The organism is Porphyrobacter sp. AAP82, from assembly GCF_000331285.1.
Classification (GTDB): domain Bacteria; phylum Pseudomonadota; class Alphaproteobacteria; order Sphingomonadales; family Sphingomonadaceae; genus Erythrobacter.
Genome location: NZ_ANFX01000008.1, coordinates 1 through 24,111, shown reverse-complemented (window position 1 = coordinate 24,111; position 24,111 = coordinate 1). Strand labels below are relative to the sequence as shown.

Annotated in this window: 18 protein-coding genes; 15 read left to right on the top strand and 3 right to left on the bottom strand. The window is 61.5% G+C overall.

Translation table 11 applies throughout. From position 1 onward, the window contains the following. Nucleotides 1–19: 19 nt before the first annotated feature. From D620_RS0100950 to rnr, 7 genes are all read left to right on the top strand, one after another. Nucleotides 20–1,633: an MFS transporter gene (locus D620_RS0100950; RefSeq protein ID WP_017663906.1), complete on the top strand. Its 1,614-nt coding sequence runs from the start codon at nucleotides 20–22 to the stop codon at nucleotides 1,631–1,633. After that, complete coding sequence (alr, locus tag D620_RS0100945; protein ID WP_017663905.1) at nucleotides 1,626–2,681, top strand: alanine racemase; 1,056 nt, start codon at nucleotides 1,626–1,628, stop codon at nucleotides 2,679–2,681. The genes D620_RS0100950 and alr overlap by 8 nt, the downstream gene beginning before the upstream one ends. An 88-nt stretch (nucleotides 2,682–2,769) precedes the next feature. Next, on the top strand, nucleotides 2,770–3,354 hold the full coding sequence (gene phaR / locus D620_RS0100940) for a polyhydroxyalkanoate synthesis repressor PhaR (protein WP_017663904.1): 585 nt from the start codon (nucleotides 2,770–2,772) through the stop codon (nucleotides 3,352–3,354). A gap of 44 nt (nucleotides 3,355–3,398) precedes the next feature. Then, on the top strand, nucleotides 3,399–4,943 hold the full coding sequence (locus tag D620_RS0100935) for an aminoacyl--tRNA ligase-related protein (protein ID WP_017663903.1): 1,545 nt from the start codon (nucleotides 3,399–3,401) through the stop codon (nucleotides 4,941–4,943). A 37-nt stretch (nucleotides 4,944–4,980) separates the two neighbouring features. Next, entirely contained in the window at nucleotides 4,981–6,363 is a 1,383-nt protein-coding gene (locus tag D620_RS0100930; protein WP_017663902.1) for a M28 family peptidase, read from the top strand. 34 nt (nucleotides 6,364–6,397) lie between these two features. Then, nucleotides 6,398–6,832, top strand: a complete 435-nt coding sequence (locus tag D620_RS0100925; RefSeq protein ID WP_026091851.1) for a GxxExxY protein — start codon at nucleotides 6,398–6,400, stop codon at nucleotides 6,830–6,832. 1 nt (nucleotide 6,833) lies between these two features. Continuing rightward, on the top strand, nucleotides 6,834–9,134 hold the full coding sequence (gene rnr, locus D620_RS0100920) for a ribonuclease R (protein WP_026091850.1): 2,301 nt from the start codon (nucleotides 6,834–6,836) through the stop codon (nucleotides 9,132–9,134). 10 nt (nucleotides 9,135–9,144) lie between these two features. On the opposite strand, the gene D620_RS0100915 is transcribed toward rnr, so the two are convergent. Next, nucleotides 9,145–9,597 carry a universal stress protein gene (locus D620_RS0100915; protein WP_017663899.1) on the bottom strand — a complete coding sequence of 151 codons (453 nt, stop codon included), beginning with the start codon at nucleotides 9,595–9,597 and terminating at the stop codon, nucleotides 9,145–9,147. A 138-nt stretch (nucleotides 9,598–9,735) separates the two neighbouring features. On the opposite strand from D620_RS0100915, the gene D620_RS0100910 reads away from it, so the two are divergent. From D620_RS0100910 to lpdA, 3 genes are all read left to right on the top strand, one after another. Further along, nucleotides 9,736–11,181, top strand: coding sequence for a 2-oxo acid dehydrogenase subunit E2 (locus tag D620_RS0100910; RefSeq protein ID WP_017663898.1), 1,446 nt, complete (start codon nucleotides 9,736–9,738; stop codon nucleotides 11,179–11,181). Nucleotides 11,182–11,257: 76 nt separating this feature from the next. Next, a complete protein-coding gene (locus tag D620_RS0100905; protein ID WP_017663897.1) occupies nucleotides 11,258–11,638 on the top strand; it encodes an acyl-CoA thioesterase in 381 nt (126 codons plus the stop codon). 171 nt (nucleotides 11,639–11,809) lie between these two features. After that, the gene (gene lpdA / locus D620_RS0100900) at nucleotides 11,810–13,222 is read left to right on the top strand and encodes a dihydrolipoyl dehydrogenase (protein WP_017663896.1); all 1,413 of its coding nucleotides are present in this window, start codon (nucleotides 11,810–11,812) and stop codon (nucleotides 13,220–13,222) included. Nucleotides 13,223–13,260: 38 nt separating this feature from the next. Here the strand turns inward: lpdA and D620_RS0100895 are convergent, their stop codons facing one another. Then, nucleotides 13,261–13,824, bottom strand: coding sequence for a hypothetical protein (locus tag D620_RS0100895; protein WP_155799918.1), 564 nt, complete (start codon nucleotides 13,822–13,824; stop codon nucleotides 13,261–13,263). 125 nt (nucleotides 13,825–13,949) lie between these two features. Further along, nucleotides 13,950–14,372 (bottom strand): type II toxin-antitoxin system MqsA family antitoxin, encoded by a 423-nt coding sequence (locus D620_RS0100890; protein ID WP_017663894.1) that lies wholly within the window; start codon nucleotides 14,370–14,372, stop codon nucleotides 13,950–13,952. A 351-nt stretch (nucleotides 14,373–14,723) separates the two neighbouring features. Here D620_RS0100890 and D620_RS0100885 point away from each other — a divergent pair, with 351 nt between their 5' ends. From D620_RS0100885 to D620_RS0100865, 5 genes are read left to right on the top strand one after another with little or no spacing between them, the layout of a single operon-like run. Next, a complete protein-coding gene (locus D620_RS0100885; protein WP_017663893.1) occupies nucleotides 14,724–15,782 on the top strand; it encodes an XRE family transcriptional regulator in 1,059 nt (352 codons plus the stop codon). Beyond that, nucleotides 15,779–16,270, top strand: a complete 492-nt coding sequence (locus D620_RS0100880) for a hypothetical protein (protein ID WP_017663892.1) — start codon at nucleotides 15,779–15,781, stop codon at nucleotides 16,268–16,270. The genes D620_RS0100885 and D620_RS0100880 overlap by 4 nt, the downstream gene beginning before the upstream one ends. Continuing rightward, a complete protein-coding gene (locus tag D620_RS0100875; RefSeq protein ID WP_017663891.1) occupies nucleotides 16,251–19,181 on the top strand; it encodes an ATP-dependent helicase in 2,931 nt (976 codons plus the stop codon). The genes D620_RS0100880 and D620_RS0100875 overlap by 20 nt, the downstream gene beginning before the upstream one ends. Before the next feature lie 40 nt (nucleotides 19,182–19,221). Next, nucleotides 19,222–21,162: a site-specific DNA-methyltransferase gene (locus D620_RS0100870; RefSeq protein ID WP_026091849.1), complete on the top strand. Its 1,941-nt coding sequence runs from the start codon at nucleotides 19,222–19,224 to the stop codon at nucleotides 21,160–21,162. Beyond that, a complete protein-coding gene (locus D620_RS0100865; protein ID WP_017663889.1) occupies nucleotides 21,155–23,842 on the top strand; it encodes a DEAD/DEAH box helicase family protein in 2,688 nt (895 codons plus the stop codon). The genes D620_RS0100870 and D620_RS0100865 overlap by 8 nt, the downstream gene beginning before the upstream one ends. Nucleotides 23,843–24,111 lie beyond the last annotated feature (269 nt).

Sequence of the window (24,111 nt, the reverse complement as noted above, 5' to 3'; positions counted from 1 at the left end):
AAGAGGGGATACGAGGGACATGTCAGAGGCGCAGGCGCTTGGCATACGCGAGCCGAGCGAGAGCGAAATCCGCCTGGTGATCGGCGCTTCGAGCGCCGGCACGATCTTCGAGTGGTACGATTTCTTCATCTACGGCACGCTCTCCGGGCTGATCGGCGCGGCCTTCTTCCCTTCGGACAATGCGACGCTCGAGGTGCTGCTGGTATGGGCCGGGTTCGCCGTCGGCTTCGGGTTCCGCCCCTTGGGCGCGATCCTGTTCGGCTTTCTGGGTGACCGGCTCGGTCGCAAATACACCTTCCTTGTCACCGTGACGCTGATGGGCATCGCAACCGCGGGCGTCGGACTTGTGCCGACCGCCAATTCGATCGGGCTTGCCGCGCCGCTCATCGTGCTGTTCCTGCGCATCCTCCAGGGCCTCGCGCTCGGCGGCGAATATGGCGGGGCGGCGGTCTATGTCGCCGAGCATGCCCCGCCCGAAAAGCGCGGTTTCTACACCAGCTTCATCCAGGCGAGCGTGGTCGGCGGCTTCGTGCTAAGCATCATCGTCGTGCTCGGCTGCCAGCTCCTGATCCCGGCCGAAGCCTTCAAGGCCTGGGGCTGGCGGGTGCCCTTCCTGCTCTCGCTGATCCTGCTCGGCATTTCGCTGTGGATGCGCCTCAAGCTCTCCGAAAGCCCGGTGTTCCAGGCGATGAAGGAAGCGGGCGAGATGGCCAGCAACCCCTTCATCGAAAGCTTCACCTATCCCGGCAACAAGAAGCGCATCTTCGTCGCGCTGTTCGGGATCACCGGCGTGCTGACGACGATCTGGTATACGGCGTTTTTCTCGGGGATGTCGTTCCTCAAGGGGCCGATGCGGATGGACGACCAGGTGGTGAACCTCGTCCTGCTGGTCTCGGGCCTGCTGTCGATGGGCTTCTACGTGCTGGTCGGGCGGTGGTCGGACCGGATCGGGCGCAAGAAGCCGATCATCGTCGGCGCGCTGGCGACCCTCGTGCTGCTGTTCCCGGTCTTCTGGGGGCTGGGCGCGCTCGCCAATCCCGGGCTGCGGCAAGCAGCCGCGACGGCCCCCGTGGCGGTGGTCGGGACGCAGTGCGACTTCGACGCCTTCGCGCAGAAGCAGGCGACCGATTGCGGCAGGCTGCTCCAGGACCTCACCACGCTCGGCGTTCCCTACAGCCTGGCTGCTGGCGAGGGCCTTGCGGTCACGGTCGGGCCCGAGCGGCTCGATCTCGCCGCCACGCCCGCCGCGGACCAGAAGACGGCGGTGCAGGACTTGCTCGAAGCGCGCGGCTACAGCTTTGCCAAGCAGGTGCCGCCCTTCGTCAACATCATCGGCATCGTGCTGCTGCTGCTCGCGATGGGAGTGTTGTCGGCGCTGACCTATGGGTCGGTCGCAGCGCTGCTGTCGGAGATGTTCCCGCCGCAGATCCGCTATTCCTCGATGTCGATCCCCTACCACATCGGTGCAGGCTACCTCGGCGGGTTCCTGCCGCTGATCGCGACCTACATCGTCGCTACCACCGGCAATGTCTATTCGGGCCTATGGTACACCTGGGCAGTGGTCGCTTTTGGTGTCGCCGTGGCGTGGTGGGGCCTGCCGGATGGACCACCGCAAGACTTTGCGGATGACTGATCGGGCCGCCCCGCTGCCGCCGCCGACCTTGCGCCTCGTCGTCGATACCGGCGCGCTGGCGGCCAACTGGCGCGCGCTCGATGCGCTGTCGGGCGGGGCAAGGGCAGGCGCGGCGGTCAAGGCGGATGCCTATGGCCTTGGCGTCGAGGCTTGCGTCCCCGCCTTGCGCGATGCCGGCTGCCGCGACTTCTTCGTCGCCCACTGGAGCGAGGTTGCCGCGGTCACCAGGCATGTGCCGGCCGAACAGGTGGCGGTGCTCCACGGCGTGCTGTCCGAGGCCGATTGCGCCTATGCGAGAGCAACGGGCGCGGTGCCGGTCATCAACTCGCTCGATCAGGCACGGCTGTGGACAGCGACAGGCGCAGGCCGGTGCCACCTGATGGTCGACACCGGCATCAACCGCCTCGGGATCGGGCTTGCCGAGGCGGGCGATCCGGCGATCGCCGCGCTCGATATCGACATCCTGATGAGCCACCTCGCCAGCGCCGACGAACGCACGGCGATGAACCGGATGCAGGCCGAACTTCTCGCCGAGGCTGGAGAAGCCATTGCCCATCGGCGCCGCAGCCTCGCCAACAGCGCCGGCATCGCGCTGGGGGAAAGCTTCGCCTTCGATGTCACCCGCCCGGGCCTTGCGCTTTATGGCGGGGTGCCGCGCGCGGAGCTGGCAGAGCACATCCGCCCCGTCGCCAGGATCGAGGCGCAGTTGCTCCAGATCCGCCAGATCGCACCTGGCGAGGGCGTGGGCTACAACAGCGCCTTTATCGCCAGCACGCACATGCGGGTGGGCACGGTCTCGATCGGCTATGCCGACGGCTTCCTGCGCCAGCGCGGGCCGGGCAATGCGCTCCGCCACGACGGACGGGCGCTGCCGATCCTCGGCAAGGTGTCGATGGACATGGTGGTGGTCGATCTTGCCGCAGCGCCCGATGCAGCGGCGGGAGACTGGCTCGATGTGCCCTGGAGCATCGCCGATGCTGCGCAGCAAAACGCTCTTTCGGCTTACGAACTTCTGACCACTATCGGCCCCCGCTTGCGGGCGCGCTGAGGCCGCACCAGCGTTGTTGTTGCACCGCAGCTAGTGCAGGTGCTAAAAGCCCCTTACGAAAGATAAGATAACGCGGGGTCAAACAGCAATGGTCAGGACGAAAGCGGCAGCATCCGGTGAAGCGGGCGATGCCATCATCATCAAGAAATACGCCAACCGGCGGCTCTACAACACGGCCTCGTCGAGCTACATCACCCTCGAGGATCTGGCGCGGATGGTGCGCGAGAACGTCGAATTCCAGGTGCTCGACGCGAAGACCGGCGATGACATCACCCACCAGATCCTGACCCAGATCATCATGGATGAAGAGGCGAACGGCGGGCAGCAGATGCTCCCCGTCAGCTTTCTGCGCCAGCTGATCGGCATGTACGGCAATTCGATGCAGGCGCTGATGCCCTCCTATCTCGAAGCCAGCATGGCCAATTTCCGCGAGAACCAGTCGAAGATCCGCGAGGCCTTCGAGAAGGGCATCAGCGCGACGCCCTTTGCCGCGATCCATGAAACCAACATGGCGATGATGCGCGCGGCGGCCGATGTGTTCATGCCCGGGCTCGGCAAGGGCAAGGACAAGCCCGCCGCTCCCAAGCCGGCGCCGGAAACCCGCGACGAGATCGCCGTGCTGCGCGAACAGATGGCGGCGATGCAAAAGAAGCTGGACGAACTCGGCAAATAGGGCAATGCGCCCTGCCGCCTAATTCAAGCAGGAAGCCAGCACCCGTGTCCCAGATCCGCCACGCGCTCTCCGTCAAGCGCGAAGACGACTTTGCCAAGTGGTATCAGGAGGTCATCTCCGCCGCCGACCTCGCCGAAGAATCGGGGGTGCGCGGGTGCATGGTCATCAAGCCGTGGGGCTACGGCATCTGGGAACGCATCCAGCGCCTGATGGACGACCGGATCAAGGCCGCGGGCGTTTCGAACTGCTACTTCCCGCTGTTCATCCCGCTCGCCAATTTCACCCGCGAGGCCGAGCATGTCGAAGGCTTCGCCAAGGAAATGGCGGTCGTCACCCACCACCGGCTGATCGCCGATGGCAAGGGCGGGCTGATCCCCGATCCCGAAGCCAAGCTCGAAGAACCGCTGGTGGTGCGCCCGACCTCGGAAACGATCATCGGCGATGCCATGGCGCGCTGGGTGCAGAGCTGGCGCGATCTGCCGCTGCTCACCAACCAGTGGGCCAATGTGGTGCGCTGGGAGATGCGCACGCGGATGTTCCTGCGCACCAGCGAATTCCTCTGGCAGGAAGGCCACACCGCGCACGAGACCCGCGAGGATGCGCTGGCCGAAACCCACCGGGCGCTCGAAATGTACCGGGCGTGCGCGGAAGATGACCTCGCACTCCCCGTGATCGCGGGCGAGAAGCCGGAGAATGAACGCTTCCCCGGCGCGGTCGAGACCTGGTCGATCGAGGCGATGATGCAGGACGGCAAGGCATTGCAGGCGGGAACGAGCCACTATCTCGGCACCAACTTCGCGCATGCGGCCGGTATCCAGTTCCAGGACCGCGAGGGCAGCCAGCAATATTGCCACACCACCAGCTGGGGCGTCTCGACCCGGATGATCGGCGGGGTCATCATGACGCATGGCGATGATGACGGCTTGCGGGTGCCGCCCGCGATCGCGCCCCAGCAGATCGTCATCATCCCGATGCTGCGCGAGGCTCCCGAGGACGCGGAGCTGATCGCCTATTGCGAAGACGTGCGCGCCGCGCTGGCCGCCACGAGCGCGCTGGGCGAACGCGTCCGCGTGCTGCTTGACGTGAAGCCGGGCAAGGCCGCAGCCAAGCGCTGGGACTGGGTGAGAAAGGGCGCGCCTGTCATCATCGAGGTCGGCCCGCGCGACATGGCGGAAGGCAAGATCGCGGTCCTGCGCCGCGACCAGCTGTGGAACGACGCCAACGGCAAGCCCGCCTTCACCTATCCCCAGCATGCCGATTTCGTCGCCGCGGCGGGTGGGGTGCTCGAAGCAATCCAGAACGGCCTCTACGAAGAGGCCCGCGCGCGCCGCGATGCCAATATCACCCGCGGGCTGACCGCATGGCAGGCGGTCGTCGACCACTTCGAGAAGGGCGGCAGATATCCCGGCTGGGTCGAGGTCGAGTGGGCCAAGCCGACCGGCAGCGCGCTCGAAGCGGTGGTCGAGAAGCTGAAGGCGGTCAAGCTCACCATCCGCAACGTGCCGCGCGGCGCGCAGGCGGCGAGCGGCGCCTGCATCTTCACCGGCGCGCCGGCGACCGAGCGCATTCTGGTGGCCCGCGCCTACTAGGCTTGCGCCTCTGCCGGAGGGCGGGCAGACAGGGGGCATGTTGAAACGTGCCCTGCTTGTCGCCGCCCTCGTCGCCGCCCCGCTCGCCGCCGAACCCCACCCCGCCGACGAGGTCTCCGCCGAAAGGCTGGAGCAGGACGTTGCCAGGCTTGTCAGCTTCGGAACCCGGCACACCCTGTCCTTGCAGACCGACCCCAGGCGCGGGATCGGCGCGGCGGTCGACTGGGGACTGGAAGAGTTCCGCCGCATCGGCGCGAAATGCGGCGGGTGCCTTGAGGTGCTGCCGGTGGGAGAAACCGTCACCGGTCCGCGTGTCCCCGTGCCGACGCTGGTGCGCAACGCGGTCGCGATCCAGCGCGGCACCGAGCGGCCGAACGAGGTCGTGATCGTGCAGGGCCACATCGACAGCCGTGTCTCCGATGTCATGGACGCGGCCTCCGACGCGCCGGGCGCCAATGACGACGGCAGCGGCACGGCGCTGGTGATCGAGGCGGCGCGGGTGCTTTCGGGAACGAAATACCCCGCAACCATCATCTACGCGCTGCTTTCGGGCGAGGAGCAGGGGCTCCACGGCGGGCAGATCCTGGCGAACTGGGCAGAGGCGCAGGGGTTCACGGTGAAGGCGGTGCTCAACAACGACATCGTCGGCAATTCCTGCGGGAGCAACGGCTATTGCGAGCCGAAGATCGTGCGCGTCTTCTCCGAAGGCCCGCGCGCTGATCTTACGGACAAGCTGCGGGCCGCGCAGACCCGTTTCGGGGGCGAGAACGACACGCCCTCGCGCAACCTCTCGCGCTGGGTGGCAGGGCTGGCGGAGAAGCACCCGGACGGCCTGCAAGTCCGCCAGATCTGGCGCACCGACCGCATGGGGCGGGGCGGGGATCAGGTGCCGTTCCTTCAGAAGGGCTACCCCGCGATCCGCTTTTCCGTCGGGGTTGAGGATTACGACCACCAGCACCAGGACCTGCGCACCGAGAACGGCGTGGTCTATGGCGACACCATCGACGCGATGGATTTTGCCTACCTCGCCGGGGTGACGAAGCTCAATGTCCGCGCGCTCGACGCGCTCGCCCGCGCGCCGATGCCGCCCAAGGTGAGCGTGAATGCGGCGGTGCGGGTGGATACCGGGATTGGGTGGAGCAACGTGGTAGGGGCAAACCGTTTTCAGATCTTCGCTCGCCGCACAGATGAACCCTCATGGCGTGATTCCGAAATGGCAGCAGACAACTTCCCGGATGCGAGCACGTTTTGGCCCGACTGGTCAGTGGAGATGCTCGACACCACCGCATCTGGCTACGAGCAGGCCTTCCCCCTTCGCGGTGATGACTGGATATTCGGCGTCTCGGCCTGTGACGGCGATTATTGCTCGCCCGTCTCCAGCGCTGTTCCCGGCGGAGCATTCGAGCCGGTAGGGAAATGAGATATTTTTCGCGCCAAGCCGCCAAGGCGCCAAGATGATAGAGCCACACGCAGACCTTGACGCTTTGGCGCGCACGATTGTGGATACGGCCTATAGGTTGCATCGCGATTTGGGCCCTGGTCTGCTGGAAAGCGCCTATGAGGCTCTGCTTGCAGCACGATTGGAGCGCGATGGCATTCTGGTGGACCGGCAGGTGCCGGTCGATGCGAAATTTGATGGTATTGTCCTGCCTTCCGCTTACAAGATCGATTTGCTTGTTGAACGAAGCATCGTCATCGAAATCAAATCCGTCGAGCGGGCATCGCCCGCTCATGCAAAACAGGCGCTGACCTATATCATGCTGGGTGGCTTTCCCCTCGGCTTCGTCACCAACTTCGGCACTCCCATGTTCAAGGATGGGGTGAAACGCCTGATCAACAACACAGCCCCCTTGGCGACTTGGCGGCTTGGCGCGAACAAAAAAGACTGAAATGCCCAAACCTCCCAAGCTCCCCCAGGGGATGCCGAGCCGCCAACAGGTGCTCGACTTCATCCAGTCTTCCGACATTCCCGCCGGCAAGCGCGAGATCGCCAAGGCGTTCGGGTTGAAGGGGCAGGAGAAGATCAAGCTCAAGGCCCTGCTCAAGGACATGGCCGAGGAAGGCCTGATTGACGGCTCCAAATCCGCCTTCCACCGCATGGGCGGGGTGCCCAAGGTGACGACGCTCCGGATCGTCGATGTCGATGATGGCGAGCTGATCGCCGAGCCCGACAATTGGGACCCCGAAGCCCCGGGCAAGCCACCGCGCCTTGCGGTGCGCGAGCCCAAGGTGCGGGGCGCCAAGCGGCCGCCAGCGCTGAAGCGCGGCGACCGCATCCTCGCGCGCACCGAGGAGACCACAGGCGGCGTGTGGATCGCGCATCCCATGAAAAAGCTGCCCGCGCGGACAGAAGGCCTGATGGGGATCGTCGAGATCGACAGGACCGGCAAGGCGTGGCTCGCTCCCGTCGACAAGCGCGTCCGCCAGTCCGCGCCCATCGCCGACCGGGGCGAAGCGGAGGAAGGCCAGCTGGTCATCGCCGAGCGGGTGGGGCGCTCCGAGCGGGCAGGCGTGAAGGTGATCGAGGTGGTCGGCGATCCGCTCGCCCCGCGCTCGTTCAGCCTCATCGCCATCGCCAAGCACGGCATCCCGCACATCTTCCCCGATGAGGTGCTGGAGGAAGCCCCGCGCGCGGCGAAGCTCAAGCTCTCCGACAAGGCGCGCGAGGACCTGCGGCATCTGCCGATCGTTGCCATCGACCCGGCCGATGCGCGCGACCATGACGATGCGATCTGGGCCGAACCGGATGGGCAGGGGGGGTTCAACGCGCTGGTCGCCATTGCCGACGTCTCGTTCTACGTGCGCCCGGGCTCCGCGCTCGACCGCGAGGCGAGGAAGCGCGGCAATTCGGTCTACTTCCCCGACCGCGTGGTGCCGATGCTGCCCGAGGTGCTCTCGGCCGACGTGTGTTCCCTGAAGGAGGGCGAGGACCGCGCGGCGATGGCGTGCCACCTCCACATCAACGCTGACGGCAAGATCTCGAGCTACCGCTTCACCCGCGCCCTGGTGCGGATCGCGCACAACATTGCCTATGAGGACGCGCAGAAGGCGGTCGATGATGGCAACGCGCCCGCCTACCTTGCCAATCTGTGGGCCGCATGGCGCGCGCTCGCCGCAGCGCGCGATGCCCGCGATCCGCTCGAACTCGAACTGCCCGAACGCCGCGTGGTGCTCGACGAGGAAGGCCGCATCGCCTCGATCGCGATCCGCGATAGGCTCGATGCGCACCGCGTGGTCGAGGATTTCATGATCGCGGCCAACGTCGCGGCGGCCAAGGCGCTGGAGGCGAAGACCGCGCCCGTCGTCTACCGCATCCACGAGCCGCCAAGCCGCGAAAAGCTGATCGCGCTGCGCGATTATCTTGCGACGATGGGCAAGAAGCTTGCCCTCGGGCAGGTGGTGACGCCGGGCCTGTTCAACCGGATGCTCAAGGACATCTCTGACGAGGCCGAGCGCGCGCTGGTGATGGAGGCGGTGCTGCGCAGCCAGACCCAGGCTTATTATGGCCCCGCCAATGCCGGGCATTTCGGGCTTTCGCTGGGCAGCTACGCCCACTTCACCTCGCCGATCCGCCGCTACTCCGATCTTCTCGTCCACCGCGCGCTGGTTGATGCCTACAAGCTCGAACAGCCCGCCCCGCCGGGGTCGATTCCTGCCACTTCCGGCCTTTCGGACCGTGACCGCGCCAGCCTCCAGCAGGTCTCCGACGCGATCAGCCAGACCGAGCGCCGCGCGATGGAGGCCGAGCGCGACACCATCGACCGCTATGTCGCCGCCTGGCTTTCGGGCAGGGTGGGCGAGGTGTTCGACACGCGCATCACCGGGGTGCAGAGCTTCGGCTTCTTCGCCACCATCACCGGCCTCGGCGGCGACGGGCTCGTCCCGATCTCGACCCTGGGCGGCGAATATTTCCGCCACGACGAGGCCGCCAAGGCGCTGGTCGGCAGCGACAGCGGGACGACCTATGCCACCGGCGACCGGCTGAAGCTCAAGCTTGCCGAGGCCAACCCGCTGACAGGCTCGCTCAAATTCGTGCTCCCCGATGCCGATGCGCGGGCGATCGAGCCGCGCGGGAACAGGCCCGAAGACCGGCGCAAACCCGCAGGCGGAGCGCCCAGGACGGCGGGCAAGTTCATGGTCGGCAAGCGCGGGCGGCCCGGCAATATCCGCCATCAGGGCCGCAGGAAATGAGCCTTCGCGCCTACAGGTGGAGCGCGTTGCCCGTCTCGTCGTAATCGGCCGGGATGATGTAGAGCGGGCAGGGCAGGCTGCCCGCCGCGCCCGAGAAATGCGTCACCAGCGGGCCGGGCGCGGCGCCCTTTGCGGCGCCGAGCACGAGGGCGGCGACCTCGGCATGTTCGGCAAGGAATTCGCTGACGATCTTCTGGCCCTGTCCGATCTTGACCGAGATCGTCGGCATGATCCCGCTTTCCGCCAGCAGATTGCCGGCCACCCCGTGCGCGAGCATCTCCGCCCGGTCGCGCGCTTCGGCCTCGATGGTCGCCTGGACCGCGCCGAAAGCGGAAAAGTTCTGCTGCGGCACCAGCGCGAGCAGATGCACCGCGCCCCCCACCGCCACCGCGCGCCTTGCCGCATAGCGCAGGGCCGAGGTCGCCTCCTCGCTCTCGTCGATGATGACCAGAAATGTGCGCATTGTGTCGGACCCCGTTGGGCGTGAACGTATCAATGCATTCGTATGGAATGGCAAGTCCTAGCGCTTCCACGCCTTGCCGGACGTTAGGGAATTGGCCAGAGAAACCCCAAGGATCGTTTACGGGAGTTTCAGCGGATCATGGCCCTCGACATCAAGATGCCGGCATTGTCGCCCACCATGGAAGAGGGTACGCTCGCCAAGTGGCTGGTCAAGGTCGGTGACACCGTGCGCTCGGGCGACGTGATGGCCGAGATCGAGACCGACAAGGCGACCATGGAGTTCGAGGCGGTCGATGAAGGCGTGATTGCCGAGATCCTCGTCGAGGCCGGGACCGAGGGCGTGAAGGTCGGCGCGGTGATCGCGCGGCTGACCGCCGAGGGAGAGGACGCCGCCCCCGCACCCGCCGCAGCGGCTGCCCCTGCGGCAGAGGCTCCGGCCGCCGAAGGGCCCGCCGCCACGCCGACCGCAAGGAAGCTCGCCGAGGTCAACGGCATCGACCTTGCGGGGCTGGCCGGCACGGGCCCCAAGGGCAAGATCACCAAGGAAGATGTCGAGGCCGCGATCCTCAAGGGCGGCTCCCCCCCCATCGCACCGGTCCCTGCGGCTGCACCCGCGGCTGCCCCCGCCTCCGCTCCGGTCCCGGCAGCACAGGGCGCGCGGATCATCGTCTCGCCGCTCGCCAAGCGGATCGCGGGTGCCAAGGGGATCGACCTCGCACTGGTCAAGGGGACCGGCCCCAATGGCCGGATCGTCAAGGACGATATCGAAAACTACACGCCCGCCGCCCCTGCCGCCGCCGCTGCCGCTCCGGCCGCAGCCCCAGCCCCTGCCGCCAGCGCACCCGCAGCGCCGCCCGCGCCGGCCCCCGTCCCCAGCCTTGGCGGCGATCTCGATGCGCCTTACGAGGTCCAGAAGCTCGGCAATGTCCGCAAGGTCATCGCCCGCCGCCTGACCGAGGCCAAGCAGACTATCCCGCATATCTACCTCACGGTCGATATCCGCCTTGATGCACTGCTCAAGCTGCGCGGCGAACTCAACAAGTCGCTTGAAGCGGACGGGGTGAAGCTGTCGGTCAACGACCTGCTCATCAAGGCGCTCGCCCGCGCATTGCAGCGCGTGCCCAAGTGCAATGTCAGCTACCAGGGCGACACCCTGCTGCAATTCACCCGTCAGGACATTTCGGTGGCGGTCGCAGCGCCTTCCGGCCTCATCACCCCGATCATTCGCGATGCGGGCCGCAAGGGCTTGGCGGAAATCAGCACCGAGATGAAGGCGCTGGCGGGCAAGGCCAAGGACGGCAAGCTGCAACCCCACGAATTCCAGGGCGGCACGGCGAGCCTGTCCAACCTCGGCATGTTCGGCACCAAGCAGTTCGACGCGGTGATCAACCCGCCGCAGGCGATGATCCTTGCAGTCGGCGCGGGCGAGCAGCGTCCGTGGGTCGAGGACGGCCAGATCGTCGTCGCCACGGTGATGAGCGCCACCGGCAGTTTCGACCACCGCGCCATCGACGGCGCGGACGGCGCGCAGCTGATGGAGGCGCTGAAAAACCTCGTCGAGAACCCGATGGGGCTGGTGGTGTGACCACGCCCGGTGAAACCTCCTCTCCCCTTGCGGGAGAGGAAGGGGCCCGCCGCGCAGCGGTGGTAAGGAGAGCGGCATGACCGACCGCTACCCCCAGATCCGCGTCACCGCCATGCCGTCTGATACCAACCCCTATGGCGGGGTGTTCGGCGGGTGGTTGATGGCGCAGATGGCGCTGGGTGCCGGTTCTCTCGCGAGCCGGGTCGGGCAGGGCAAGGCGGTGGTCGTTGCGGCCACCGACTTCGCCTTTCCGGGCGCAATGGCGGTGGGGGACGAACTTTCGGTCTATTGCGAGGTGCTCGCCACCGGCACCACCTCGCTCACCATCGCCGCCGAGGCCGTCGCCCGCGAGCGCAACGGCGAGGCGAGCCAGACCGTCGCGCGCGGCACCTTCAAATTCGTCCTGATCGGCGAGGACGGCCGCCCGCGCGCGCTTGCAGCGGATCCCGGGCAATGAAGCGTTTTCCTACACGCGCCGCGCCTGTCATGATGCCCGCGATGATCCTCCGCAGCCCCCTTTGCGCGTGCGTCGCACCCCGCTTTTCCGGCACCGTCGGCACGGCTGGTTTTCTGCCCCTGAACAGTGTCTCATTGTCTCCTACATCAGCTTCGGAAAGGGATCATCTGAATGTCCGCCTCCTATGACGTGATCGTGCTGGGCTCGGGCCCCGGCGGCTATGTCGCGGCGATTCGCTGCGCGCAGCTCGGGCTCAAGACCGCGATCGTGGAACGCGAGAACCTGGGCGGCATCTGCCTCAACTGGGGCTGCATCCCGACCAAGGCGATGCTGCGTTCGGCCGAGATCTTCCACTACATGCAGCACGCTGGCGACTACGGGCTCAAGGTCGCAGGCCAGATCGAAGCGGACTTGGCCGCCATCGTCAAGCGCAGCCGCGGGGTGGCCAAACAGCTCAATCAGGGCGTCACGCACCTGATGAAGAAGAACAAGATCACCGTGCACATGGGCACCGGCACGCTGACCGGCCCCACCAGCCTGACGGTGAAGAGCGACAAGGGCGAGGAGCAGCTCTCGGCCAAGCACGTGATCGTCGCCACCGGCGCGCGCGCCCGCGACCTGCCCTTTGCCCCCGCCGACGGCAAGCGCGTGTGGACCTATCGCCACGCCATGACCCCCGCCGAGCTGCCCAAGCAGTTGCTGGTGATCGGATCGGGCGCGATCGGCATCGAATTCGCGAGCTTCTACAACGACCTCGGCAGCGAGGTGACGGTGGTCGAGATGCTCGACCGGATCGTGCCGGTCGAGGACGCGGACGTCTCGACCTTCCTCGAGAAGTCGCTGAAGAAGCAGGGCATTACCATCATGACCGGCGCGGGGGTCGAGGCGATCAAGGTCTCGGACACGGGGCTAACCGCGACCATCAAGGACAAGGCGGGCGCTTCGGCCACCAGCGACTTCACCCACGTGATCGTCGCCATCGGGATCGTGCCCAACACCGAAGGCGTGGGCCTTGAAGGCCTTGTCGACATGGACCGCGGCTTCATCCAGATCGACCCCTATGGCCGCACCAAATCCGCCGGGCTGTGGGCGATCGGCGATTGCACGCCCGGCCCGTGGCTGGCGCACAAGGCGAGCCACGAAGGCGTGACCGCCGCCGAGGCCATCGCCAAGGAACTCGGCAACACAGACGTCCACCCGCATCCGCTCAACCGCTCGGCGATCCCGGGTTGCACCTACTGCCACCCGCAGATCGCCTCTGTCGGGATCACCGAGGCCAAGGCAAAGGAGGCCGGCCACGAGGTCCGCGTTGGCAGCTTCCCCTTCATCGGCAACGGCAAGGCCATCGCGCTCGGCGAGGCCGAGGGCTTCGTGAAGACCGTATTCGACGCCAAGACCGGCGAGTTGCTCGGCGCGCACATGGTCGGCGCCGAGGTCACCGAGCTGATCCAGGGCTACACCGTGGGCAAGGTGCTCGAGACCACCGAGGCCGAACTGATGCAGACCATCTTCCCGCACCCGACGCTCAGCGAGATGATGCACGAAAGCGTGCTCGACGCCTACGGCCGGGCGCTGCATTTCTGATGGGGTGGCGGCGTTCCTGCGGAGCGTGAAGCGATGCGCTAGATTTGAGCGCGATCCCGATATTTCTGGATCGCGATCCACCCATAGGTTGCAGCCATGGCGCCGCTGCCGACGAGCCAGAGCCAGTCCTCCGACGTTTTCGGCGTGACATAAATGCCGAAAGCAAATGCGCTGGTGCTGACGATGAGAACTGGGATAATCATGCGCCATCGCAGCATCGCTCGTGCCTGTCGCTTCAATAGCGCGGGCGGGCGAGGTGGAACCGCATCCGGCCTGCCCGCAACACGTCGCCAGGGTGCGAAACTGGCCCACATTACGCGCGCAATGACAAAAGCGACCGCGCCGCACACCGCGAGGTATTCAGCCCATTCTCCAACATCGAACAAGTCGGTGACGACCATACCCAAGGCAATGATCAGGATAACCGTGAGAACGGTTTTCAACGTGCCTGCGAAGCCCGCAACCGATTGCCACTGAGCGACAAGCGCTTGGAATTCGGCGTTGGAGACGAACCTTCCGCCAGCTTTGCGCCCCGGATAGAACAAATAGCCATCCTGATGCGATACGAACTGGTTGGAAAACAATGTTTTCGTGTCGGTCAATGAAACCAGTCTCCGCAAAGCTGGCGGAGGACGAGAATCTGCGATCGAACTTTCTATTCCACAACCCATTGATTTCAATGGGCGGGAATATAGTTCGAATTCTGGTTTGTCCGTCGAACGGAAACTTACGTCGAGTTCCTCTGCTGTGCGCGTTGACTCAGAACAGAGAGACCGGACGGATCCCGGTCGAGCAGCAGCAGGGCACTCATCACCGCATGGCTGACTAGCACGTCGCCGCTCTCATATTTCTGGAAAGCGTTGGGGCCGCCACCGATCAATCGGCCGGCATCTTTTTGGGTGAGATGTAGGCGCTTCCTGATACGGCGCACCGCCTCGGGATCGAGCAGGTCCTCAACCTGGGCCTTGAGCCGATTCAGAGCCCGATCCGAAACCTTCATGTCTTCACCAGTGTGAATGCTCTCATCGCTCGCATCACAATACCAGCCGGGCATGTCGAACGTGGCTTGGTGCCCCTTGTATGTGATGGTCATCGGCCGAACGTCGCGGAGCATCGGCTGGCCCGTTTCCGAGCAGGGGGGGATAATCATAACCCCTGATAACACCACTGTGGTGTTTCTCCAAGAATGGTGAATTGCGTCTGCGTGGACCAACGTACGATCCGCTCCGATGCCGGCCCAGATACGTGCCGCCCCTCAAAACTCGACCGTGAAGTAGGCTAAATCGACTGAGGTCGCCCAAGCTAACTCCGGCGACCTCGAATGCTCGTCCTACTCATGGCAGGCGAGGCTGCATGGCCGTCCACCCTTTTGCCCTCAACGTCAAGGAATTCACGCTCTGACGTCTTCCTGAACACCGCGCTGCCGATGCTACTTAGAGCCTGCCTCCGTTGGTTGACAAAAAGGGGGATATATGGAAAATTGTCAACCAACGGAGAGCCCATGATACATGATCGGATTCGGCGCGCCAGGCTGTTGCGTGGCCTCACCTTGGACGCCCTAGCGCAGCAGCTTGGCGACATTTCTAAACAGGCTTTGAGCAAGTTCGAGAAGGGGAATAGCACCCCGAACTCCACTCGCCTGCTACAGCTTGCTGACGCCTTGGACATCAGTCCGGAATATTTCTTCCGGCCCGATCCGGTGCCGCTCGCGCCACTGGAATTCCGCAAACTGGCGAAAATGCCGAAATACCGCCAGGAGCAGGTCGAAGAGCAGATTCGGGAGTACCTTGAGCGTTATATCGCGCTTGAGAGCTGCTTTGACCCAGCAGATATCGGCAATCCCGCGACCCCGTCGCAGGCGATTGCGGTTGCCAGTGTCGATGAGGCAGAGAAGGCAGCAGAGAAACTGCGCGAGCAGTGGCAGATCGGCGGCGATGCGATCGCGAATCTCACCGAGCTTTTCGAGGAGCACGGAATCAAAGTCGCATTGCTAAGCGGCCTTGAGGACTTCGATGGCGCATGCGCAGTCACTAAGGACAATCAACATGTGTTGATTGCTTTAAACGCTGATCGCCCTGGCGAGCGTATGCGTTTCACTGCTGCGCACGAGCTCGGGCATTGGATCATGAAACTGCCCGCAGACATGCCTGAGCGGGACGCAGAACAATGCTGCCACCGCTTCGCTGGCGCTTTTCTCTATCCCGCAAACTGCGTCACCGGTGATTTTGGCAGCCATCAGCGCTCGCATGTTCACCCTCAGGAACTTCTCATCGCCAAACGGCAATATGGCCTCTCGATGCAGGCAATAGTCCGTCGTTTGAAAGATTTGGGGCTACTTAGCGATGGCGGCTACAAGTCGCTCAGCATTCAGTTCAGCCGGAAAGGGTGGCGCAAAGACGAACCAGAGCCGCTTCCCTGCAAGCCACCGCAGCGTTTTGAGTCCTTGGTTTTCTGGGGCCTGGCAGAAGGCATCTTCAGCAAGTCTCGTGCGGCTGAGCTATTGAAAAGGCCAATCAGCGCCCTGGATCCCGACGTTGTGGGATCCGGGGCGCCGTTATGAACGTCGTTTATATCAGCGACACAAACATATGGATCGACTTCAGGAACGCAGGCCTGCTCGATCACATGTTTCAGCTGCCATTTTCGTTGTGCTGCACAGATTTCGTGCTTCGCGAGCTACAAGATCTGCCGCAGGCTGATCTTGTAGCAAACGGCTTGATGGTTGAATCCATGGACGACTCTCGCATCATCAAGCTTTTCGCCTTGAGGGATGCGCACAACAACAGTTCATTGGCCGATGTTTCCTGCTACCTTCTTGCTGCTGAGACTGGCCGGCCACTTCTCACCGGCGACGGCAAGCTCAGAAAGCAAGCATCCAAGGATGGGTTGCAGGTGCACGGCGGGCTTTGGCTTCTTGACCAGATGGTCGAGCATGGCGTGCTGCAGCCATTGACTGCTGCCGACGCGCTTCAACTGATGCTGGATCATGGAGCTCGGCTGCCAGCCGGAGAATGCCAATCCCGTCTGAATGGATGGCGCGGAAAATGACTCAGACCACGAAGGTGCCTCATTGAGCCAGAGCCCGAATCTTCAGCAGCAGGAAGCCATCGACACCCTCGACGGGCCTGTACTCATCGTTGCCGGGCCCGGGTCCGGCAAAACCTTCTGCCTGGTCGAGCGTACCGCAAATCTGTTGGCATCACGCGATGTTGCCCCTGAACGGGTTCTTATCTCCACCTTCACCGAGAAGGCGGCCAAGGAGCTTAAAACCCGCATCACCGATAAGCTTCAACGAGGGAACACAAAGATCAACCCGCTCGACCTGACGGTCGGCACACTGCACTCGATTTTTCTCGACATCATCGATGAGTTCCGAGCCTTCTCTCGGATCCGGCGCAATTACACCATCCTGGATCAGTTTGATCAGCAGTATTTCCTGTTCCAGAGGATGCCGGAATTCAGGCAGATCGACGGCCTCGAAGCCTTCTTACGGCCATCACCTGGGATTTCGTCATGGCGGGTGGCAGAGCGGCTGGGCGAATACCTCAACAAGATATCGGAGGAAGCTGTAGCGCCAAGAGCGCTGGCCACAGCATCTGCCAAAGAGCTGCAGGTCCTTGGCGAGGCCTACACCCTCTACCAGACCCTCCTCGAGCAGTACAATTATATCGATTTTTCAACAATTCAGGTCGAGATTTTGCGCCTCCTCGACCTCCCTGAAGTCTCCGATCAGCTATGTTCGCGATACGACTACCTGATGATCGATGAGTACCAGGACACCAACACGATCCAGGAACGTATCGTTTTGAAGCTGGCTTCGGGCCACAGCAACCTCTGCGTGGTTGGTGACGATGACCAGTCTCTCTATCGATTTCGCGGGGCATCAATCAGAAATATTCTCGAATTTCCCGATAGGTTCGCCCCTGGGAAATGCCGGCAGATCTATCTGACGAAGAACTACCGATCGCACCCAGACATCGTCGACTTCTACAATCAGTGGATGGGGCTGGCCGACTGGCAAGGTCCTGAGCGTTCCTATCGCTTCCCGAAGGTTATCGAGGCTGCCGGTAACGATCGTGCCACCCGTCCGGTTGTGTTCAAAGTGTCTGGGGACGACGGGGAAGCCAATTGGGCCTCTGAGACCGTCGGCTTCCTAACCAAGCTGCGTGCCGACGGAATCATCAAAGACTGGAATCAGGTCGCTTTCCTGTTTCGGTCAGTCCGTAATCCCAAGGTAGCGCAGTTTGCCAACGACCTCGAGGCCGCAGGCATCCCGATCTACGCACCACGCTCAAACATGTATTTCGAGCGTGACGAGATCCGGCTGCTGATCGGCGCCTATATGTTCCTGTTCCCCCAATACGGGGCGATCCGGGCAACGCGGGAGGGCATGCAGCTCGATGTTTGGGCCTATTTCGATCGCTGCCTTGGCGATTTTATCGCCCACCTCAAATCGGGTGCGGACGAGCAGATCGCCGCTTGGGTCAAGGACAAGGCCAAGCAGCACCTGACCCTGTCCGAGAACACAAACTACTCCTTTGCCAGCCTGTTCTACGACCTGATCCAGTTCCCGACTTTCAGCCGATACCTTGGCGAAGATCTGGCCCATGCCGGGGTGAGAGACAGCCGACCGGCGCGCAACCTCGCCAAATTTTCGCGCCTGCTCAACAAGTACGAATACCTCTACAACGTCATCATTCTCCAGCCGGAGCGCCTTGAACGCGACCTGCTGACGCTGTTCAATTACTTCCTGCGTTTCCTCTGGGACGGCGGAATCGAAGAGTATGAGGACGAGGCAGAGTACGCCCCTTCCGGCTGCGTCTCATTCATGACGATTCACCAGTCCAAGGGGCTGGAATTTCCGATTGTGGTTGCCGGGTCGCTCGATGCCGTGCCCCGGCGCCAACAGTCGCCACTTGACGATTTGCTCCAAGCAGAATTCAGCGACGGCGAACCGTTCGAGCCGCTTGACCGGATCAAGACTTTTGACTTTTGGCGTCTGTTCTACACCGCGTTTTCGCGCGCCCAGAACATGCTCGTGCTTTCCTGCCAGGAGAACACCCCAAAGGGGCGCGGGCAACGCAACGTGCCATCGCAATATTTTCAGCCGGTCTACACCCCGTTGAAGAGCTGGCGTCAGCTGATTTTTGATCCTGCAGCAGTCAAGCTGGCCACGATCAAGGAGGCCAACCTCAAGCACAGCTATTCCTTCACGTCGGACGTCCTCATTTTTGAGGCGTGTCCGCAGCAGTACCGTTTTTTCAAGGATCTTGAGTTCGCCCCTGTGCGGACCAACGCCATCCTGTTCGGCACTCTGGTCCATCAGACGATCGAGGACATTCACAAGGCGGTGCTGCGCGGAGATGAGCGGAAGGTCACCACCGAGCAAATCGATCAGTGGTTTCGTACCAACTATGCCAACATCTCGCAGAAAGAGCGGGTCTATCTAGGCGAGCCGGTGCTGCGCATCGCGCGCCGGCACGTCGCGACCTATGTCGATCGGGAGCGCGCCAACTGGCACCGGCTGCGCGAGGCTGAGGTCGAACTCAGCCTGCTGAAGGCAAATTATGTCCTGACCGGCAATGTCGACCTGATCCAGGCCGACGACGGAGCCTGGGAAATCATCGACTTCAAGACTGAGAAAAAACCCGACTTGATCGATGATGCCGAAAAGCTGGCGCGATATCGGCGGCAGCTGCAGATCTACGCCCACCTCTTCGAGGAAAAGCGAGGAGTTCGCGTGGACCGGATGGCGCTCTATTACACCGGGGAAGAATCAGGAAATCCGCGGATCACCTTCCCCAGGGAGACAGCCGATATCAAGGGCACAATCGAGCAGGTTGATTCCGTGATCGGCAAAATCGTATCCAAGGACTATGGGTTGCATGAGCGACCGGAAAAGCTGTGCAAGAACTGCGATTTCCGGTCATTCTGCGACATGACATTCTGCCGAGCCTGACGGCTGGCACAGTAAGACGACAAGGATTCAAAGGGGCGGCATGAACAAGGATAACCCGGAAGCATTTGAGACATTTGAATTCGATCTGCCTCCGATCCGTGGGTTCCCCGAACTGCGCTGGGCGGGCAAGCGCCCGTTCAAGTCGACCCAGTATTTTCCCGCCCAGAAGAAGGAAGCTTATGGCGATCCGACGGATGGCTGGTGGAATCGTATCTACTGGGGCGACAATCTTCAGGTGATGTCGCACTTGCTGCGCGAGTTTCGCGGCAAGGTGGATCTCGTTTATCTTGACCCGCCTTTTTCATCTAACGCCGACTATAAAAAGAAGATAAAGCTTCTCTCTAAAAATATCGAGAGCGACAGCCAGGCCTTCGAGGAAAAGCAGTACAAAGATATTTGGTCAAACGACGAATATAACCAGTTCATTTTTGAACGGCTAGCCGTATGCCGAGAGCTTCTTTCCGAGAATGGCCTATTTTACGTCCACTGTGATTTTCACAAATCACATCACGTTCGCTGCATAATGGATGAAATATTTGGACCGGAGCGGTTTGTAAATGAGATCGTTTGGAAAAGAACGTCAGCCCGCAGCGATTCTAGCACATTTAACCACATCCACGATGTAATATTTATATATTCCAAATCTGATAATTATTATTTTAATCAGATATATATTCCTCATGAGCAGTCGTATATCGATAAATACTACAGCTATCGGGAGACTGATGGGAGGCGATTTGCAACAATCAATGCTACCCAAGCGGGACTACGCAATGGCTCCTCGGGTAACGATTGGAGGGGGTTTTCGCCATCGGCAAAGGGCAATCATTGGAAGTTTGCCACGGAAGAACTTGATCGCCTCGATGCCGAGGGGCGAATTTACTGGCCACAGAAGGAAGATGGTTGGCCACGTTTGAAGAGCTACCTCGATGAGCTGAAAGGGGCTGCAATTCAAAGCATTTGGACGGACATCAAAGCGGTGAATAGCCAAGCTGCTGAGCGGGTGGACTATCCGACGCAGAAGCCCGCTGCCCTCCTTCAACGGATTATCGAGTCATCTTGCCCGCCGGGCGGGATCGTTTTCGACTGCTTTATGGGCTCTGGCACGACACAAGCCGTTGCCATGAAAAGCGGCCGCAAATTTCTCGGTGCAGACATTAACCTTGGCGCGATCGAAACCACTGTGGGCCGCTTGAATGCCATTAGGACTGCTCAAAGTGAGAGGCAGAGCAACCTTTTCGCAGCAGACAATCCCCAGAATCCGACTACGCTTTACACTGGCTTCGAGGTCTATAATGTAAACAATTACGACCTGTTCCGAAATCCTGTGGAAGCAAAAGAACTCATTCGCGAAGCAATGGAAATGCAGCCGTTGCCCCCCAGCAGCGCTTTCGACGGCCAACGCGATGGTTATCTGGTCAAGATCATGCCGGTGAACCGTATCGCGACGCGGCAGGATTTAAACGAGGTTATCAACGGGCTCGACTTCAAGGCCTTCGAGCGCCGCAAAGTCGAGGCGCCGAATAAACCGGTCGAGCGCATCCATCTAGTGTGCATGGGCCACGAACCCGACCTCGGCTCGCATCTGACCCTTGAGGCAAAGAAATCCGGCTTCGATATCGAAGTGATGGTCACCGACCTGATCCGCGACAAGGCGCATCTGCATTTCAAGAAATCCTCGGACGCCCGGCTCGCCATCGAAAACGGCGAGCTGGTCATCAAGGGCTTCTATCCGATGAACCTGTTGCAGAAGCTGTCGCTGGAAAGCGACGCGGTGGAAGACTGGCGTCAGCTGGTTGAAAGCGTGAAGGTTGATTTCCACTATGACGGAGCCGTGCTGACGCCGGCGATCGTCGATGCGCCGGGCAATGACGATCTGGTGGCAGGCCGCTACGCGATCCCCGCTGATGCCGCCACTATCCGAGTCAAGATCACCGACCTCCTCTCAGAGTCTTGGGAAGGTGTGATCGAAAATGGCTAAGGGGAAGAAGACGGTCCGCCAAGACTTCGCCTTTTTTCAGGCGCTGCTCAAGTTCTATACCGACAATCGCGGAACGATCCGGAAGCGTTACAAGCAACTTTCCAAGCAGATCCTGGATTTCAACGATCCCGATCTTCGCACGGATGCCTTCCTGCGCAAGCCGCAGTTCGAGGCGCTGGAAATTTATGTATTCCTGAAGGAGTTCGGCGACAACGCCCACGTCCACGAGCTGTTTCAGCAATGGGCGAAGAATGCGGGGCTGTTCGAAGAATTCCAGACGACGGGCGCCGATCGCAAGGGCCAGGGCACCTTGCTGCCCTTCATGGAACTGGAGGGCGAAGATCAATATCAGGCGATCTTTACCCGCCTGAGCGAGCGCGCTCGTTCCTACCCGAACTACATTTTTGCGCTGACCATGGGCCTGGGCAAAACCATCCTGATGGCAACCTGCATCTTCTACGAGTTCCTGCTGGCCAACAAATTTAGCAAGGACACGCGGTTCTGCAAGAATGCACTGGTGTTCGCGCCGGACAAGACTGTGCTGCAATCGCTGAAGGAAATCCAGACGTTCGATCTAGATCTGGTTGTCCCGCCCGAATATGCCAATTTCCTGCGGTCAAACCTGAAGTTCCACTTTCTCGACGATACCGCGTCGACCATCGGGGCACAGGACGGATCGTCGTTCAACGTCATCATCTCGAACACTCAAAAGATCATCCTGAAGCGGCGCTCGGCAGAACAGACGGTCACCGACAAGCTGTTTTCGGAGAAGACCGGTACGCTCTCGGAAGTCTATGGCGAGCTTTATGAAATGTTGGGCGAAGCCGCTCCGGAGACCGATGCCGACCTCGCTGTCAACGCCCGCTTCCAGCGCATTGCTCGCTTGCCGCAACTCGGCATCTATGTCGATGAAGCCCACCACTCGATGGGTGCGGCACTCGAGAAGGATCTCGGCCAGGCAAAGCAGGATTCAGCCCTGCGGACCACAATCGATGAGCTCGCGCGCGCCCTTGAGCACAAGAAAACCAGTGTCGTCGGCTGCTACAATTTCACCGGCACGCCGTATGTCAAAGACACCATCATGCCCGAGGTGGTCTATGCCTATGGCCTGAAGGCCGCCATCGACAAAGCCTATCTGAAACAGCCGGATTTCGTGGACTACTCCGGCAATGTTAAGTCGGGCGACTTCCTAAAGCTGGCAGTGCAAGATTTCTGGGAGCGCGAAGGGGAGAACCGGCGCGAAGGAATGCTGCCAAAGCTGGCAATTTTTGCCTCCACCATCGACGAGCTGACCTCGGAACTGCGACCGGCATTGGAAAAAATTCTATCGGACCTCGGTGTGCCGACCAACCGCATCCTTGTAAATGTCGGTGATGAGAAACTGACAACGGCGGAAGACATTCGCGAGTTCAATCGGCTTGATACCGAAGAGTCTGAGAAGCAATTCATCCTGCTGGTCGGCAAGGGCCGAGAGGGTTGGAATTGCCGCTCGCTGTTCGGCGTGGCGCTCTATCGCAAGCCCAAGTCCCGCATTTTCGTGCTGCAATCGACCATGCGCTGCCTTCGAGCGATCGGAGAGACGCAGGAGACCGGGCATATCTACCTGTCGGCCGAGAACATGGAGATTCTTAAAGACGAGTTGCAACAGAATTTCCGGGTCACCACGGACGAGATTGGTCCCAAGAAATCTGACGAGAGCGAGACGTACACGGTCACCGCAGTTCCCCCGCCAATTGTTCTGACGATCACTCGTCGCCGGGAGCTGTTCCAGACGCGACGGAAGGATGAACCGGGGAAGCTTTCATTCGACCTTTCCAACACCGCGTTGGAACAATACCGGGCAACTCTTCGCCGTCGCAAGGCGGTGAATGCCGCCATTGATGAACAGGAAGATGTAACCGACCAGCTGGAGAACCGTCAGTTCTCAGAATACACGCTGGTCGCTGAAATCGCCCGCTATTTCGCTGGAGACAACGTTTCGCCATTTGATATCAGCGCGATGCTCGAAGAGACTGAGGTTGGCCTGAGCCGATTGGTCGAGGCCGTGAACATGTCAAATGATGTGATTTACGACCTAATCGTCCCCGCTGTCTTCCAGGCTCTGTTTGAGATCAAGACGTTTGAGGATCCGGTCGAGGAACAGATTGAGCTGGTGAAGGGCTATAACCCCGAGGCCAATCGCGTGCCTTCGTTCACGTTTAAAGCAAAACCTCATCTCGTCGCGAGCAGGGATTTCCCGCAATACGCAACAACGCGACATCGGACTTTCCACCTGGATCACTACTGCTTCGATAGCCAGCCAGAGCTCGACTTCTTCGAGAAAGTTTTGAAACTGAACGATGGCGACAAGATCTATTTCACCGGAATGCTTGTGCACGGACAATCGGGATTTCGGGTCAATTATATCCACCCGGAATCCCATACGGTCTGTAACTACTACCCAGATTTCCTAATCCTGCGTGAGGACGGTTCAACACACCTCGTGGAGGTCAAATCCGGGTGGAAAGCGAACGATCCTGTCGTGGTGGCAAAAAGGGAAGCTGCAGAGCGGTTGGCGGAAGGAAGTCGATTCCACTACGCATTGGTTACGAAAGACGATTTCCAGGACTCCCTAAGTGAAGTCTCTGGTTGGCAAAATTACAGTGGCCCGACATCTGCAGCCACACTTGATTTGAATTGATGTATTCAATCCTCAATGTGGCCGTCTTGCAGGATACGACGCTACGTATGGCTGTACGCGCGATGATAAAGGCCCACAGATCAGACCGCTCACTATTGGAAAATGGACAAGGTCGTGCATAAATGAGACCCCGTTCCATCAACATCTTCCTGCTCGATGGCGATCCGGACGGTATCCGAGTGGCCCAGATCTCCATGTCCACGATGACGTGACCCCCAGCTTTCCCCCAGCTTGGATTAGAGTCTGGCGGTTGTTTTGCGCATCGGCGC

Coding starts and splice junctions, on each gene's coding strand:
- D620_RS0100930 (WP_017663902.1), top strand. CDS start 4,981: ATGTTGAAACGTGCCCTGCTTGTCGCCGCCCTCGTCGCCGCCCCGCTC.
- D620_RS0100875 (WP_017663891.1), top strand. CDS start 16,251: ATGGATGGCGCGGAAAATGACTCAGACCACGAAGGTGCCTCATTGAGC.
- D620_RS0100885 (WP_017663893.1), top strand. CDS start 14,724: ATGATACATGATCGGATTCGGCGCGCCAGGCTGTTGCGTGGCCTCACC.
- rnr (WP_026091850.1), top strand. CDS start 6,834: ATGCCCAAACCTCCCAAGCTCCCCCAGGGGATGCCGAGCCGCCAACAG.
- D620_RS0100880 (WP_017663892.1), top strand. CDS start 15,779: ATGAACGTCGTTTATATCAGCGACACAAACATATGGATCGACTTCAGG.
- D620_RS0100910 (WP_017663898.1), top strand. CDS start 9,736: ATGGCCCTCGACATCAAGATGCCGGCATTGTCGCCCACCATGGAAGAG.
- lpdA (WP_017663896.1), top strand. CDS start 11,810: ATGTCCGCCTCCTATGACGTGATCGTGCTGGGCTCGGGCCCCGGCGGC.
- phaR (WP_017663904.1), top strand. CDS start 2,770: ATGGTCAGGACGAAAGCGGCAGCATCCGGTGAAGCGGGCGATGCCATC.
- D620_RS0100905 (WP_017663897.1), top strand. CDS start 11,258: ATGACCGACCGCTACCCCCAGATCCGCGTCACCGCCATGCCGTCTGAT.
- D620_RS0100915 (WP_017663899.1), bottom strand. CDS start 9,597: ATGCGCACATTTCTGGTCATCATCGACGAGAGCGAGGAGGCGACCTCG.
- D620_RS0100950 (WP_017663906.1), top strand. CDS start 20: ATGTCAGAGGCGCAGGCGCTTGGCATACGCGAGCCGAGCGAGAGCGAA.
- alr (WP_017663905.1), top strand. CDS start 1,626: ATGACTGATCGGGCCGCCCCGCTGCCGCCGCCGACCTTGCGCCTCGTC.
- D620_RS0100865 (WP_017663889.1), top strand. CDS start 21,155: ATGGCTAAGGGGAAGAAGACGGTCCGCCAAGACTTCGCCTTTTTTCAG.
- D620_RS0100925 (WP_026091851.1), top strand. CDS start 6,398: ATGATAGAGCCACACGCAGACCTTGACGCTTTGGCGCGCACGATTGTG.
- D620_RS0100890 (WP_017663894.1), bottom strand. CDS start 14,372: ATGATTATCCCCCCCTGCTCGGAAACGGGCCAGCCGATGCTCCGCGAC.
- D620_RS0100870 (WP_026091849.1), top strand. CDS start 19,222: ATGAACAAGGATAACCCGGAAGCATTTGAGACATTTGAATTCGATCTG.